22 protein-coding genes are annotated in these 13,794 nt (G+C 63.0%); 9 read left to right on the top strand and 13 right to left on the bottom strand.

All coding sequences use genetic code 11. From position 1 onward, the window contains the following. Positions 1-203: 203 nt before the first annotated feature. Together J4G43_RS45630 and J4G43_RS45635 are read left to right on the top strand one after the other, a co-directional pair. On the top strand, positions 204-416 hold the full coding sequence (locus J4G43_RS45630; protein WP_035669564.1) for a hypothetical protein: 213 nt from the start codon (positions 204-206) through the stop codon (positions 414-416). 849 nt (positions 417-1,265) lie between these two features. Then, positions 1,266-2,036: an outer membrane protein gene (locus tag J4G43_RS45635; protein WP_028153552.1), complete on the top strand. Its 771-nt coding sequence runs from the start codon at positions 1,266-1,268 to the stop codon at positions 2,034-2,036. Between the two features lie 224 nt (positions 2,037-2,260). On the opposite strand, the gene J4G43_RS45640 is transcribed toward J4G43_RS45635, so the two are convergent. The 13 genes from J4G43_RS45640 to J4G43_RS45695 form a co-directional block, all read right to left on the bottom strand. After that, positions 2,261-2,698 carry a helix-turn-helix domain-containing protein gene (locus J4G43_RS45640; protein ID WP_207794713.1) on the bottom strand — a complete coding sequence of 146 codons (438 nt, stop codon included), beginning with the start codon at positions 2,696-2,698 and terminating at the stop codon, positions 2,261-2,263. Further along, entirely contained in the window at positions 2,695-3,366 is a 672-nt protein-coding gene (locus J4G43_RS45645; protein ID WP_028153554.1) for a hypothetical protein, read from the bottom strand. Before J4G43_RS45645 ends, J4G43_RS45640 begins: the two co-directional genes overlap by 4 nt. Next, the gene (locus J4G43_RS45650) at positions 3,363-3,674 is read right to left on the bottom strand and encodes an HNH endonuclease family protein (RefSeq protein WP_225005528.1); all 312 of its coding nucleotides are present in this window, start codon (positions 3,672-3,674) and stop codon (positions 3,363-3,365) included. The genes J4G43_RS45645 and J4G43_RS45650 overlap by 4 nt, the downstream gene beginning before the upstream one ends. A gap of 83 nt (positions 3,675-3,757) precedes the next feature. Next, positions 3,758-4,276 (bottom strand): NUMOD4 domain-containing protein, encoded by a 519-nt coding sequence (locus J4G43_RS45655; protein WP_208088747.1) that lies wholly within the window; start codon positions 4,274-4,276, stop codon positions 3,758-3,760. Between the two features lie 28 nt (positions 4,277-4,304). Next, the gene (locus tag J4G43_RS45660; protein WP_028153556.1) at positions 4,305-4,526 is read right to left on the bottom strand and encodes a hypothetical protein; all 222 of its coding nucleotides are present in this window, start codon (positions 4,524-4,526) and stop codon (positions 4,305-4,307) included. After that, a complete protein-coding gene (locus J4G43_RS45665; RefSeq protein WP_028153557.1) occupies positions 4,523-4,843 on the bottom strand; it encodes a TSCPD domain-containing protein in 321 nt (106 codons plus the stop codon). The genes J4G43_RS45660 and J4G43_RS45665 overlap by 4 nt, the downstream gene beginning before the upstream one ends. A gap of 1 nt (position 4,844) precedes the next feature. Then, entirely contained in the window at positions 4,845-5,039 is a 195-nt protein-coding gene (locus tag J4G43_RS45670; RefSeq protein ID WP_035677664.1) for a hypothetical protein, read from the bottom strand. Continuing rightward, entirely contained in the window at positions 5,036-5,242 is a 207-nt protein-coding gene (locus J4G43_RS45675; protein ID WP_028153559.1) for a hypothetical protein, read from the bottom strand. Before J4G43_RS45675 ends, J4G43_RS45670 begins: the two co-directional genes overlap by 4 nt. Before the next feature lie 21 nt (positions 5,243-5,263). Beyond that, positions 5,264-5,620, bottom strand: a complete 357-nt coding sequence (locus J4G43_RS45680; RefSeq protein ID WP_028153560.1) for a hypothetical protein — start codon at positions 5,618-5,620, stop codon at positions 5,264-5,266. Continuing rightward, positions 5,617-5,739 carry a hypothetical protein gene (locus tag J4G43_RS55535; protein WP_256461382.1) on the bottom strand — a complete coding sequence of 41 codons (123 nt, stop codon included), beginning with the start codon at positions 5,737-5,739 and terminating at the stop codon, positions 5,617-5,619. Before J4G43_RS55535 ends, J4G43_RS45680 begins: the two co-directional genes overlap by 4 nt. A gap of 216 nt (positions 5,740-5,955) precedes the next feature. After that, positions 5,956-6,435: a hypothetical protein gene (locus tag J4G43_RS45685; RefSeq protein ID WP_028153562.1), complete on the bottom strand. Its 480-nt coding sequence runs from the start codon at positions 6,433-6,435 to the stop codon at positions 5,956-5,958. A gap of 20 nt (positions 6,436-6,455) precedes the next feature. After that, positions 6,456-7,358: a recombinase RecT gene (locus tag J4G43_RS45690; protein ID WP_208088749.1), complete on the bottom strand. Its 903-nt coding sequence runs from the start codon at positions 7,356-7,358 to the stop codon at positions 6,456-6,458. Next, positions 7,358-8,284: a PD-(D/E)XK nuclease-like domain-containing protein gene (locus tag J4G43_RS45695; protein WP_208088751.1), complete on the bottom strand. Its 927-nt coding sequence runs from the start codon at positions 8,282-8,284 to the stop codon at positions 7,358-7,360. The genes J4G43_RS45690 and J4G43_RS45695 overlap by 1 nt, the downstream gene beginning before the upstream one ends. A gap of 401 nt (positions 8,285-8,685) precedes the next feature. Here J4G43_RS45695 and J4G43_RS45700 point away from each other — a divergent pair, with 401 nt between their 5' ends. The 7 genes from J4G43_RS45700 to J4G43_RS45730 all read left to right on the top strand — a co-directional run bounded on the left by J4G43_RS45700 (position 8,686) and on the right by J4G43_RS45730 (position 13,792). Continuing rightward, on the top strand, positions 8,686-9,153 hold the full coding sequence (locus tag J4G43_RS45700) for a GcrA family cell cycle regulator (RefSeq protein ID WP_208088752.1): 468 nt from the start codon (positions 8,686-8,688) through the stop codon (positions 9,151-9,153). 83 nt (positions 9,154-9,236) lie between these two features. Continuing rightward, the gene (locus J4G43_RS45705; protein WP_208088753.1) at positions 9,237-9,617 is read left to right on the top strand and encodes a GapR family DNA-binding domain-containing protein; all 381 of its coding nucleotides are present in this window, start codon (positions 9,237-9,239) and stop codon (positions 9,615-9,617) included. 12 nt (positions 9,618-9,629) lie between these two features. Then, on the top strand, positions 9,630-10,169 hold the full coding sequence (locus tag J4G43_RS45710; RefSeq protein WP_208088754.1) for a hypothetical protein: 540 nt from the start codon (positions 9,630-9,632) through the stop codon (positions 10,167-10,169). Beyond that, positions 10,166-10,798: a hypothetical protein gene (locus tag J4G43_RS45715; protein ID WP_208088755.1), complete on the top strand. Its 633-nt coding sequence runs from the start codon at positions 10,166-10,168 to the stop codon at positions 10,796-10,798. The genes J4G43_RS45710 and J4G43_RS45715 overlap by 4 nt, the downstream gene beginning before the upstream one ends. Then, the gene (locus tag J4G43_RS45720; RefSeq protein ID WP_208088756.1) at positions 10,798-11,529 is read left to right on the top strand and encodes a hypothetical protein; all 732 of its coding nucleotides are present in this window, start codon (positions 10,798-10,800) and stop codon (positions 11,527-11,529) included. The genes J4G43_RS45715 and J4G43_RS45720 overlap by 1 nt, the downstream gene beginning before the upstream one ends. Positions 11,530-11,739: 210 nt before the next feature. After that, positions 11,740-13,275 (top strand): DnaB-like helicase C-terminal domain-containing protein, encoded by a 1,536-nt coding sequence (locus tag J4G43_RS45725; protein ID WP_035677672.1) that lies wholly within the window; start codon positions 11,740-11,742, stop codon positions 13,273-13,275. After that, complete coding sequence (locus J4G43_RS45730; RefSeq protein ID WP_155258121.1) at positions 13,268-13,792, top strand: hypothetical protein; 525 nt, start codon at positions 13,268-13,270, stop codon at positions 13,790-13,792. Before J4G43_RS45725 ends, J4G43_RS45730 begins: the two co-directional genes overlap by 8 nt. Positions 13,793-13,794: the final 2 nt, after the last annotated feature.

Below are 13,794 nucleotides of genomic sequence, written 5' to 3' on the forward strand. Positions count from 1 at the left end.
CCACAGGTTTGTGACGCGGTTCTCGCTGGCGTGCCGCCATGCTACCGTCGAACGGCGACCGGAAGCCCCGATCGCAATCTACAGTCCAAACTCCCGCCGGCTCGCAAAGGTCGGCGGTTTTTCTTTGTCGATTTACTCCGCCCCCGTTCCTCGCTAAAGCCTATCCGTATTGCAGATCCGAAATTTGATTGTGAGGTAAGATTATGTCGACTGCGATTGAGTTGATTGTGGACGGCTATACAAGACTTAAGGACCGCCAGTCGCTGGAGAATCTGAGGACGCATCGTCGGCGCTTGGCAGTCGACCTGAAGGCCAGGACGGGCTTCGATTGTCGGTCGTCTATTGCGCAGCTGGAGCAGGATATCGCGACCATTGAGGCCGAGTTGCAGACGCTTTCAGGGCCGATCGGAGGCTAGGCGCCGGCTCGCAGGGGGGCCTGGGTAACGCCGGGCCGGCTGACCCATCTCGGTCGTTGGCGCGGACGCGCGTCGGAGCGTTCAGCGGTCGGCGTCAGGAATGCGGAGCCGGCTAAGTAGCCAGGCGATGATTCGCTGCTCATCGCCAGGCTTCTTGATCGCCTGTCGGATCTCGCCGAGCAGCTTTTCCCTTTCGGATAGTTCGTGCCGCGTTACGCCGCGCTCTGACCTCAAAGCGCTAATCTGCCTTTGCATGCCTGCGCCATCACTGCGGGTGCGATTGCATTTCATTAGTGAAATATTCACGTGCCTAACAATGCAGCCATTCTTGTCGACCGGGAGAAAATGGGCAACCGAACTGGAGTTGGATTCCCTGATTTTTCTGCTCTTGGATATCGATCCCGTGGTTTCCCTTGGCAGAACTGGCAGAAACTGCATAGTCAGCCGAAATTGGCCCATGCTAATTTTGAACAATGAACGACAGCGTATTTTTCACACTAGTCATTTTGGCCGCAGTCTTCACCGTCGCAGCCACGTCGGTGCTCGTCTTCGGCAGTTGATCTACCTCAAGCCGCGCCGGCTCCTAGCCGTACGTAGGTCCCGCTCTCGTGCAGTTCGAGCCAGCGATCGCAGCCCAAAAGATCGTCAGGCTGGTTTCTTTTCGTGACGCATGAACGTTGGCGGTACTATGCTCCTTATTTCTTAATGAAAATCAACACTTTGCGCGATGTTTTCCGAGGCAAGTGTTGTAGCCGAGCTACAGCAACCAAGAGTCGAACCGGCTAATATTGATTCCGAAAGTGGGGCGTCACGCCGTTTCTCGTATTTGTTTCTGGGGAGATCACTTACATGAAGAAGCTTCTGGTTGCCGCGGCCGGGATGATGGCCGTGGGTCTATCTGCTCCTGCGTCCGCGGCTGATCTGGCGGCGCGTCCGTACACCAAGGCGCCGCCCCCGATTGTCTCTCCGATCTATGACTGGACTGGCTTCTACATCGGCGCTAACGGCGGATGGGGCCAAAGCCGCGGTTGCGTGGATTTCGTAACTGACCTTGGAACAGTCGCAGGTGGTTGCGCTTCTCGCTCCGGAGGCCTAGTCGGCGGACAGATCGGGTATCGCTGGCAAACCAATCAGTTCGTGTTCGGATTGGAAGCGCAGGGCGATTGGGCCGACATTAAGAACACGCGCGTCAGCCTGATCGATCCGCTGCTTTCGACCACAGGAAAAACCGACGGTATTGGTCTCTTCACGGCCCAACTCGGTTGGGCGTGGAACGCCTCGCTGCTCTATGTGAAGGGTGGTGCCGCCGTGACCCACAATCGTCTTGATGTCTTCAACAACCTCACCGGAGTCGGCCTGGACTCGGCAAGTCACACGCGCTGGGGCGGCGCCTTGGGCGTCGGCTGGGAGTATGGCTTCGCGCCGAACTGGTCGGTCGGTGTTGAATACGACCACCTCTGGATGGGGAATGACACCCGCACCTTCGTGGGTGCAGGCGTGGTCACGCCCGGTGGCGTCACCCTCCTTGGCGAGCGGTTCAGCCAGGATGTGGACATGGTCACCGTCCGGTTGAACTATCGCTTCGGCGGCTACGGCGCTCCGGTCGCGGCCAGATACTAATCGCTTCAGTCTGCGCAAACCAAAGCCCCGGCTCGTCGGGGCTTTTTTGGTTATGATGCTGGCGATTGCTGCATTTGCGGTGTCTGAGTTGGGTCAAAATCGGCAATGCTCTGATTGAGCAGAAAATTTCAGCTTAGCCCTCAAAGCCGACATCGGCGCCTTTATGAGTGCCCGTCCTGTCGTGGCGATGATGATGGCGCATTTCTTTGAATCGCCTGGGCCCCTTAAGACTTAGCGCCCGGATTGGGCACCAGATCGGGCAGCGCCGCATACATGACGTCGATGCTATCGAGGTCGATCAGAGTCCGGGCGTCGAATTTCTTCGCCTTGATCCGCCCGGCATTGATCAGTTCGTAGCATTTGGTGTGCGAGAATTTCCCGTAGCGGCACGCCTCCTTTACGGTCGCGAGCCGGTGGCCGCTCGCGGTATCGATCGCGCTCACCTTTACGTCCTCGGTCATCGTCAATTGCCTCGTTTCCCTCGCCCGACGGCGCCGCTCCTGCGTGCTCTGCGCGGTGCGCGCCCGATGGCAGACTTTGCAGACTGTCATCCGCCGGGGCGCATAGCCGTCGCGGGCCTGCATGTAGAAATCGGCCTCGGGCTTCTCCTGCTCGCATTTCCTGCAAATCATCGTCGCCAGGACGGCCGGCCCCTCGGTCACTTGAGCACCTTGGCAATCTCGGCCAGCGACTTCTCGATTTTGTCGGCGACCGCGATCAGCCGCTGCGCCTCGCTGATGCCCGGCTCGATCGCCTTGATCTGCGAGAGCAGTTCGCGCGCGTCCTTGATCTGCTCGCGGATGCTTTCGTTGCCGACCTCGTCGCCGAAATTCTCGTCGCGGATCAGCTTGACCCATGCGCGCGGGATGCCGAGGTCGTTCGCGACCTTCTCGTCGGTCCACCCATCGCCATAGCCGATCTTGTCGTTGACGTAGACCTCGTTCAGCTTCTCGAAAATGATGCGGCGATCCTCGCGGCTCATCACCCGCATGTTGTCCTTCACGACCTTGAGTTTGTCGGTCATCGCGTTTCCGTTCTGCATGGCTTCCGCCTTCCTGATCGATGAGAATTTCGCGGCCTTGAAGCAGCGCGGGCAGCGATGGGCATCGTGGCTGCGGCCGACACGCCAGCCTTTCGCCTCCAATTTGCGCGCGATGAAGCGCCATTCGATCTCGGTGTCGTCGCCGCGAGAATTCTGCAAGGTGTTGACCGGCAGCGGGATCGCGGCCTCGCAGCCCGGCGCACCGCATCGGGCGATGATCCCGCGCACCAGCTTGCCGTCATCGCCATACGGCACAGTCGTGTGAACGAACGCCTTGTCCGTGCTCATGACTGCGCCCTCCGCTTCTGGAACGAGCTCTTCGGCCAGCGGTTCGGCGGGCGCGGTTCGCCTCGATGCTTCGCGAGCAGCCGGGCGCGAAACTCGGCCTCGCGCTGTTCGATCCGCCGGGTCTTCGCGATCTGCGGGATATCGCGCTTGCGGGTCTTCTCGCGGTGCTCGGGGATCAGCGTGGGCGTCAAATTCCAGAACGCATCCGCCCCGCCCCGCGCGTGGTAAATTGCGTGGTCGAAATGAAAGAGCGACAGCACTTGATCCTCGGTCATCTTTACCGCGTCCTCGTGCGGGATGACCTTCACAAGCTTCCCAGTGCCGTCGTCGGTCAGTATCTCACAGAGAGTCGCCGCGAGCCGGGTTTTGAGCGGTATGTAGTCCCGTCGCCTCATTTCCAGGCTCCACGAACGACGCGATGAATAGTCGATGCGGTCACGCCAAAATCGTCACCCAGCTCTGCCATCGTTCCGCGTTTACCGGCATAGGCGGCCCTGATTTCGTCTGCTTTTTCGAGCGTCATCTTCGCATTCCAATGCGCAACGCCTTTCGGTGTGCGACCATTCCGCATTGCATCGGCGATGTTACCGGCGCGGATGTCATCGCGAAGATTGTCGAGATCGTTAATCCGATCATCGTTGCGATGGCAAATGTCCAGCCCTGGCGGGCGCGCACCGATGAAGGCAGCAGCCATAAGCGAATGAACGGTGCGCAGCGTGCGCCTGCCGTGATTGTGCAATTGCACTACGTCATAACCGCCGCGCGTTGCCTTGGCTGGCTTCAAGATGCGCTCCGGTACCAGCATAGCACCACCGCGCGCACCCCGTTCAAGCGACTTCACGTGGCCTAGGTCGGATACCGCATACAGACCCTCGAACCCGGGCACGTCTTTCCAGATTTCTTTCCTCATTGCAGCCGCTCCTTGATCTGCTCGGCGATCATCTGGCGCGTGTACGCCGCCTAATGATCGAACTCCTCCAAGGCGGCGCCGGGTTCGAGGAACGGCCCGCTGTAAAGACCGACACGGTGATGTTGCCGATGATGTTGTAGGCGATGCTGACGGGCGCACCCTGCATCAGATCGAGGATAATGTTGGCCGCGTCGCGCGCGATCTCGGCGTCACGTTCGGCCCGTTCCTCGGCCCTCTGTTCTTCATTCATTGGTCGCCCCCTCGCGCGAGCCGATCGATCACCGCGCCGATCACCGATGACGGGCCGCCCCGATCATCGCGGGTGATGGCGCTGGCGATATTGTCGAGCGACGCGCCGTATTGCAGGGCGGGCGAAAGCAGAACCGCGCCATCGCGGGCGATCGCCTCGACCGTCTGACCGGACTTGCCGCCGCTGATGAAAACCTCCCCCAGAGCGCCGTCATCGTAGAAGCCGAGCGTCACCGCATAGCGGCGTTCGAGGCCCCCGAATTCGATCTCGAAGGTCTCGGCTTGCCGCCTTTGCGGTAAGGCCCGACGCTCGCCCATGTCAGGCGGCCTCGGCGGTCGTGACGGCCTTCTTGCGCGGACCGCGCTTCTCAGCTTCCAGCGCCCCGGCAATCTGCCGGATCGCCGCGATCAGTTCGGCCGCAGCCGTGCGCGTAGTCACCGCGGCGTTGATGTGCAATTCAACCTGGCCGCCCTCGGTCTTGAGTTGGATGTCGGCGCCTTTCGGGATTTTCATTGTCCGTCCTCCTTGTAAATCGCGGCGCGCACCGCACAGTCCTTCGCCTCGATAAGTTTGCGAAGGCAGGCGGTGCGCTCGGGATTGCGCGGCAGCAGCGAGACCACCCATTCGGCGACCTCGGCAAACTTGGCGCTGGTTGGTTGAAGTTCGGGCTTCAAATGCGAGTAGGCGAAGAATTGCAGCATCGGTTCGGTGCTCACGTCAGTCTCCCGTTGTCATGGTCAGTGGTCGGTTTGCGGGCCATCCGTATGAATGGCCCCGCCGTTGCGGCGGGCGACGATCGCGGCCATGCCGCTCTCGATCTCGCCGCTCGCCTCCTCGCGGCGCTCGACCTCGCGCTCGGCGGCGTATTGCTTCAAGCCGTGCATCAAGGTGGCTCCGCATTGATCGAGCAGGCTCTTGATCGCCTCCGAGCGCCGGATCAGCGCGTCGCGATCGGCGTTTGCCTTGGCAAGTTGCTGCTTCAAGCTGTCATTCTCAAATTCAAGGACGGCGTTCCTCTTGCCGAGCGCTTCGGCCTCAACGCGGCTGCTTTGCAACTCGGTCTCCAAATTGGTGATTTCGCTCGCGAGGGTCATAGTGCTCTCCTTGGAAAATCGCTGTCCTTGCCCATGACGAAAATCGCCATGATGATTGCGCCGAGACTGCCGACGCAGACGAGGCCAGCGATCAGACCGACCGTGAATGCCGCGCTCATCCTCGGTGACACTCCGGGTTACACGCTCGTGGCGCGATCTTCCGACGGAGTTGGGAGCGGATCATCGCGGCGTAGCGGGTGGTGACCGTCGCGCCGCGATGGATCAGGAGATGGGATTTCCGACCGTTCGGGCCGGTGAAGTGGACGCGCGTGTGTTTGCCGCCCTCGGAGACCCACACGTCCGATCCCCCGGCCTGCCGCACCAAGGTGACAATCTCACGCATCAGTTTCCGCATCAGGCTCGCTCGTTGGTTGGGCCGACGAGATGGTGGCGCGAACAGCGGCGGCGAACCGGGCGCAGGCCGATCCGACCGAGGAGTGATCGCGCTTGAAGACCAGCCCGACCTGACGGTGCGTGGCCCCGGTCGCAACCGCGACGAACGCCATCATCTTCTGGCGCAACTCGATCAGCTCGGGGTCGCGATCGGGCCGAGTGACGACGCTGGGCTGGGCGCCATAACCTTTGACGATGCAGGCGAACGCCTGATCGCACTGCTTCATGTAGCCGCGCGCGGCGCGCTGGCGCCGAAACTCCCGCTCGGCGAACAGCATGACGCGGATGTCCTGCGAGGGGAGCAACGGGCGGGACGCGCCGCCATGGCGCGGGGCCGCCTCGATGCGGAGAACGTCGCCGAGCCGGGTTGCGGTGATAGGCGCAGCACAGGACGAGCCGTCGCGGTCGCAGAAGTCAGGCATTTCCCACTCCTTCCAGCTTCTTAAGCGTCGCCCGAGGGGCCCTCGGTAGGCGCCTTCGCTTTTGATTTCGGGGCGTGTTCTGCGGCTTGCGCATCGATCGCGGCAATAGCCGCCTGACCGATCGACGGCGCGGTGCCGCGCAGGCGTTCCGTCAGACGCGGGGAGACATCGCGCGCGGCCTCAGATGCGACGGTGAAGCCCGCGTCCTCCATCTCGTCGCGGCCGTACATGCCCGAGATGACATCGGGGCAGTACATGCGCGCCCAATCGCGGCTCATGTTGTAGAACAGTTGCAGGTCTGGCTTGGTGTCCCAAAGCGGCGAGCCCTTGATCCGGCCACTGTCGTTCCGCTTCGGGCGCAGCTTGCCGAGTGTGAACTGATCCGGCGCAGCATCGAGCGGCGGGAAATGGCGCGGCTCTTTCTCGCCCTTGAAGGTCGCCCACACCCGGCACCGCCGCATGTCGCCTTCGCCCTCATAGGCGACTTGTAGGCGCGTGGTGATCGGGGCGCGCGCCTCGACCACCGCGTGAAACATCTGGCTCTCGTAGGCGACCTGCTCGACCTTCTGGCCGCCGACAAACTGCTCGACGACATAGGTCCACTTCGCCAGGGCGAGCGGCGAGACGCCAAGCTCCTGCGCCCGCATGCAATTGGCGAAACAGGCGCCGACGTTGCCCTGCATGAAGGGCGGCAGATAAGGCCCGGACGCCGCCAGAAGCTTCGCGGCATCGACCAGATCGCGCAGGTTCGCGTAGTCGACGCCCCCGCCCTTGAACAGCGTCACGGCCTCGGTGCGCTCGGTGACCACCTTCTCCGCGTTCCCCTCCACAAGGTCGCGGCGGGTCACACGATCGGGCTGCGCCTGCTGTTGCGAGGGCGGCGGCGTCTGCGGGGCCTCGGTGGTGACGGTTTGATCGGTCATCACGCAGCCTCCCGCAATTCGAACTTGATCCGGTCATCAACAGACTGGCGATACCAGTCGGGCAAATCGACATACTCGGCGTCGGCGCGATCATCGCCCGGGCCGGGCCAGACGCCACTCTGGAAGCACTGCCAGAACGTCTTGGCGGCGAGTTCATTGAGGGCGGCGCCGCGCGCCAAGTCCTCGTCCTTGAGCGTCTGCGCGCGGACGCAATGCGGACGCTTGCTCTCGACCCACAGCAGCGTGAATGAGGACGCCGGGATGCCGAGCGCCCGCGCGCCTTCCATCACCATCGCGCCCTGCTGGTGGTAACCGTAGTCGATGATGGACCGCTGCGTGTCGCGATAGAGGACCGAGCTCGTCGACTTCAGATCGACGAAGTCGCCGCTGTCGTTCGGGATTTCATCTGGCCGCGCTTTCTTCCAGAAGCCGCGCGAGTCCTTCCAGATCAGCGAGCGCTCCGGCGATCCGCCCAGCATGCCGTGCTGCACGAGCGGAAACTGACCGAGCGCGATGATCATGCCCTTGGCGCGCTCCGCCAGGGCGGGCGAGATCACATACTTTCCGGCGCCGCGCTGCTCCTTGAGCCAATCCCGCCATTCCTTCCTGTTCGCGTTGTACGCGAACCCGCCAACGGTGGCCGGGCGCATGACTGTATCGTCATCGAACGGCTCGCCAGCGACCGCCTTGTGCACGAAACGGCCGAGCACGATCGCCTCGGTCTCGGTCTCGCCGTCTTCGCGATCGGGATTGAGCGACGATTTATCGAAGGCGTGCTTTGGTGACTTGTTAACGATGTGCCGAAACATCGACGATGAGACGCTGATCGCATCGCAAAGGTCGGCGCGGTGATAGTCGTGCAGCGGGATATCCCGATAAACGCCGGGCACCGTGATCGTTTTCCCGTCCCACCGGAGCGACTGCATGCCGACCTCCCTAAGCCTTGCAGCGTTGCAAGGAACGCACAGAAACCAATCCCACCGGTCCCAAGGTGCACTTGGAGCGCGGCATCGATGATGCTTTTGTCGGGTGTGAGGGCCGCCCGCTGGTAGTCCGCAGGCGGTGCGCCGTGGTGATCAGGTCAGTGCGTTATTGTTTGCTTCAATCTGCCTGTCATCGCGATTGTCCGCCCGCTTCGATCAAGCTGTCAACATGCGCGATCAAAAAAAGCGGGTACGGATCAACTTCAACGTGCTGTCGAAATTGCTGCCACCAACCAATGAACTCGCGGCGAGTTGTCAGCGTTCGTTCGCATTTGTCCGCCGGTCCTGAGTTACGCAATTGGTGGGTACGGGCCGCAGAAAACAGATGACGATGACGCGAAGCAGTGACTATTAAAACGACCGTCGTGCTTCGCGACAAACGGGGCGGCCCGATGGTCTATCAATCGACATGGGATGATGCGGCTGAACAAACCCTGCGGCGCTGGGTCGCCGAGGGCGCGTCGTCGTCGGTGATCGCCGATGCGATGCATCGCACGCGCAGTGCGGTCTCCGGGAAAATCTCACGCCTCAAGCTTAAACGTCCCGAGGGCCAGTCGCCGATGACTAAAGCCATCACCAAGCAGCCGCCGAAAGCCGAGGCGTCGGTCGCCCTGGCGCGCAAGCTCGCGCCGATCGAGGCCGTCAACAGCAAGCCCGTGCCCTTCCTGCAAGCCAAACGCTTCCACTGCCGCGCCGTGCTGAACGAGCGCGGCGAGGACGGTCTCGCCATGTTCTGCGGCGCCAAGAAGCGGCCCGGCTCGTCATGGTGCCCGAAGCACCATCGCCTGTTCGTCAACTACGGGAGGGCCTGATGCCCGGGGCTCCGATGCGACCACGCGCGGCCCGGCGATGATCCCAATTCGCCGAGGCCCCGCAACGCAAAGGGACCTTTCATATGGCGAAGCCAGCAGCAACGCAGACGAACGATTTCGACCCCGAGATCGTGCAGGAAATCCTCGGCAAGATCGACGGCTATCATGCCGATCTCGCGTCCGAGCGCGGGTCATCGATGGCCCGGTGCCGCAACATCCGCGAGAGCATCAACGCCTGCTTCAAGGAAGGGAAGGCGCGCGGCATCCCGACCAAGGAGCTTCGGTCGCTCGTCAAGATCAGGATCAACGAGGCCAAGAACCGCGAGATTTACGAGGAGCTTGAACAGGATCAGCAGCACATCCTCTCGATGCTCGCGACCGCCGAGGGTGTGAAGGATTTGCCGCTCTGGCGGGCGGCGGCGATGTCCGCCGTTAATGGTGCCGATAGCGCCACCGCTCATTAGCGGAGGCGCGGCATGGACCCGCGCATTCTGGCGCTCGATCTCGCATCCCGCACCGGCTGGGCCTGCGGCAATCCCTCTGAGGATCGCCCACGTTCGGGCTCAGTGCGTTTTGCGCGCCAGGGCGCCAGTCTTGGCACGGTCTATTCGGCATGCCGACAGTGGCTCGCCGATTTCCTTACCGCCAATCCCGACGTGCGGCTGATCGTATTCGAGGCGCCGATGGCGCCCCAGCACATGGCGGGCTTCACCACCGCGCACATCATCCGCGTGCTGATCGGGCTTTGCGCCGTGGTGGAGGAATTCGGCCACTCAGGCGGCTATGACGTGCGCGAGGCGAAAGTCTCGGAAGTTCGCGAGCATTTCCTCGGCACCAACCGGATCAAGCGGAAGGAAGCGAAGTCGGCGACGATCGATGCATGCAATCGGCTCGGCTGGGCGCCGTGCGATGACAACGCCGCCGACGCACTCGCCCTCTGGCACTATCAAGCCTCGGTCTTCGACCCGAAGCTCGCGCTGCAAACCTCACCACTGTTCCGGCGGAGGATTGCATGAACGCGGGCGGGATTGTCCTGTCGCTCTGCGATCGAACCGGCACCATGGTGCTGCCGTGGATCGAGGCGGGCTATTCGGCGATCACCGTCGATCTCCAACCGGCGCCGCGCGAGCACCATCGCCGCCATCACATCGTCGCCGACATCACGCAATGGCGCTATCCCGCGCATCTGCCGCGCCCCGTCATCGTCTTCGCATTTCCGCCGTGCTCGCATCTCGCGGTCTCGGGCGCCCGCTGGTTCAAGGGTAAGGGCCTCGGCGCCCTGATCCATGCGCTGCAAGTGGTCGATGCCTGTCGGCGCGTCTGCGAGGACAGCGGCGCGCCCTACATGATCGAGAACCCGGTCTCGACCCTTTCGACCTACTGGCGCGATCCCGACTACACGTTCGATCCCTGCGGCTACAGCGACCCCTATACGAAGCAAACGTGCCTGTGGGTCGGCGGCGGGTTCGTCATGCCCGAGAAGGTCCAGATCGGTGATCTGTTCGCCGAGCCGACGTGCGTCGAGCCGGTGCTGGGCTCCGCAATCCTCAATTTCTCACCGACTGCCGATCGCGCCGACACCCGCAGCATCACGCCGCCAGGTTTCGCGACCGCCGTCTATCGAGCCAATGCCGGGAGGGTCTGATGGCGCGCATCAGGACGATCAAGCCCGAGTTTCCGCAATCTGAGACCATCGGCAAGCTGTCCCGGGATGCGCGCCTGCTGTTCATCCAATTGTGGACCCTCGCCGATGACGAAGGGAGGGCTCGCGCGGCCTCGCGAATGCTCGCGAGCCTTCTCTACCCATACGATGACGATGCGCCGGGGCTCATGGACGGCTGGCTCGCCGAACTTGAGCGTCATGGTTGCATCACCCGTTACGTGGTTGAGGGCTCCACCTATCTGCAAATCGATAACTGGCTGAAACACCAGAAGATTGATCGCCCGACGCCCTCGCGTTTGCCGGTTGTCAGCGAGGCTACGCGATTGCTCGCGAGCCCTCGCGAGGCTTCATCGACGGACCTTGGACCTAGGACCGTGGACCATGGACCTAGGACCGAGGACCATGCCGCGCCGATTGGGGCGCGCTCGGGCTCTGGCGAATTGGACTTCGGCGAGACGGTCCCGCCGCCGCGACCGGCCAAGGTGCCACCGCCGTCTGACGCGGAGACCGAACTGTTCCGGCGCGGCAAGGAAGTCCTCGGCAGTGCTGCGGGAGGCCTCGTCTCGCGATTGCTCAAAGCGAAGGGCGGCAAGGTCCCGCTGGCGCGGGCGGCGATCGAACAGGCGTCCACCAAGCACGATCCCCGCGAATACATCGGCGCCATCATCCGGGCCCCGCCCGAGCATGAGCCGCCAAGGGTGGTGCAGCCATGACGCGCCGCCTGTCGCTGGATGAGGTGCTGCGGATGTTCGCCCGGATCGGCTTCGACCCGCGCTCGCATAGCGGCACCCACGAACTCCGCTGCCCGGCCTGCTCACATCTGCGGCGCAAGAAGACCCACAAGTGCCTGTCCATCCGCTGCGATGCGGACGGCTTTTTCTTCCGCTGTTTCCACTGCGACGAATTCCATGGGAGCTATCGCTATGACGACGCTCGCGACGCGACACGTCGAGTTCTTCGAGGCCCGGGGGATATCGCCCGAGCTGGCCGCCAAGTTCGAGATTTATACGGGTACTCTCGTCGGTGAGAAGCCGAACCGGCATGTCGTCGCCAACCCGAGCGGCAACATCCTCGTCTATCCGTTCATCGAGCACGGCGTCGTCGTGAACGAGAAATATCGCACCGAGCGCGATGGCGAGAAGTTCTTCTGGCATCGCAAGGGCGGCAAGCGGACGTTCTGGAACGCCGACGTGCTCGATGACCCGCTTCTGGAAGCGGGCACGCAAGCGCTCGTGATCACCGAGGGCATCGAGGACGGCATGGTCGCGATCGATTGCGGCTGGCCGCTCACGGTCTCGGTGCCCGATGGCGCGCCGCCGGTCCCGAAGGATGGACGCCTGCCGCCGCTCGATCCGCAGACCGAGGCGAGCGGCAAGTTCGAGTTCCTGTGGCTCAACCGCGATCGGTTGAAGCGGATCAAGCGGTTCATTCTCGCAGTCGATGACGACGGGCCAGGACAACGGCTCGCTGCCGAAATCGTCCGTCGGCTCGGCGCCGTGCGCTGTCTGTTCGTGACGTTCCCGCCGGGCTGCAAGGACTTGAACGAGGTGCTGCGCCAGTGCGGGCGCGATGCGGTCAGCGCCGTGCTGCGGGAGGCCAAACAGTATCCGGTTCGCGGGCTCTATCGGCTCTCGGAGTATCCGGCGCTCCCGGCGCTGCACCCGATCTCGATCGGCTGGCCGCTGTTCGACGGCGACAGCGTCGCGTCCGCCAACAATGCTTGGCTGAAGCTGTTCCCGGGCGAGTTCATGGTCGTCACCGGCATCCCGAGCCACGGCAAATCGACTTGGGTGCTGAACGTGCTGGTCAACATCGCCCGCGCCTACGGATGGCGTTCGGCCGTCTTCTCCGCCGAGATGCCAACGGTGCCGCATCTCCGCGACAAGCTGCGCCGGATCATCGCGGGCACCGCGGCTGCATCGGCCGAGGCCGACGAGTTCATCGAGGGTAGCTTCACGTTCATCGACCACGATCCGAATGACGCCGACGAGGAAGACATCACGCTGGAATGGATCATCGAGAAAGCCCGCGATGCGGTGCTGCGCGATGGCATCCGCGTGCTGGTCATCGACCCATGGAACGAGATCGAGCACGCCCGGCGCCGCGATGAGAGTTCGACGGAATACATCGGCCGGGCCATCCGCATGCTGAAGCGCTTCGGGCGGCAATACGAGGTCGCCGTGATCGTCCTGGCGCACCCGACCAAGGACGTGTGGGAGCACGGCCGGGCCCGAACCGCCACGCTCTACGATATCGAGGGGTCGGCCCACTGGTTCAACAAATGCGACCACGGCGTCGTCATCGAACGCGCGCCGGAAGCCAACAGATCCACCGTGCACATCGCCAAGGTTCGGTTCGAGGAAACCGGCTTCAAGGGCGCGATCAACATGGGGTTCGACGTGCAGACGCAACGGTTCGAGGAACTGGCCGAAAAGCAGAAGGAGATGGCCCTTGAGTGACGTGCCCGTGATCCGCCGGGATGACCCGCTGAAATTCAACCCGCTCGAAGACGCCGTAATGGAGGACATCGCCCCCTCGGTCTGGAGCGGCCCGCATGTCGGCAAGCGTCTCGCCGAGGCGATGCGAACCCTGCGCCTGATCCCGATGCGCGCGGTCGCGGGCTATGGCGCGCCGTGGCCTGCCTACAGTTACGAGTTCGAGGACTTGCTCGCTCAACAGGCGCAAGGCGAACTCGAGAAAACGATGCGGATGCAGAACCGCACGCGCCTGCTGCCGTCCTTCAGCGATGTCACCCGCATGGAGGCGGCGATCTGCTGGCCCGCCCGCTACCTGCTCGGCCAAATGCATCTGCTCCGGGCGGTCAACTGTGTCGCCCTGGCGCACTCTCTCGAACGCGACGCGGGATGGGTCGCGGTCAAGCGCGGCGGCTATGCCGACACATGGCGGGCCAACCACGATCGCGGCTGCGATGTCATCGCCGAGGGTCTGCGCGGCGAGCTCGTGCCGGTCTTCTAAGG

It is taken from the genome of Bradyrhizobium barranii subsp. barranii (genome assembly GCF_017565645.3).
Taxonomy (GTDB): domain Bacteria; phylum Pseudomonadota; class Alphaproteobacteria; order Rhizobiales; family Xanthobacteraceae; genus Bradyrhizobium; species Bradyrhizobium barranii.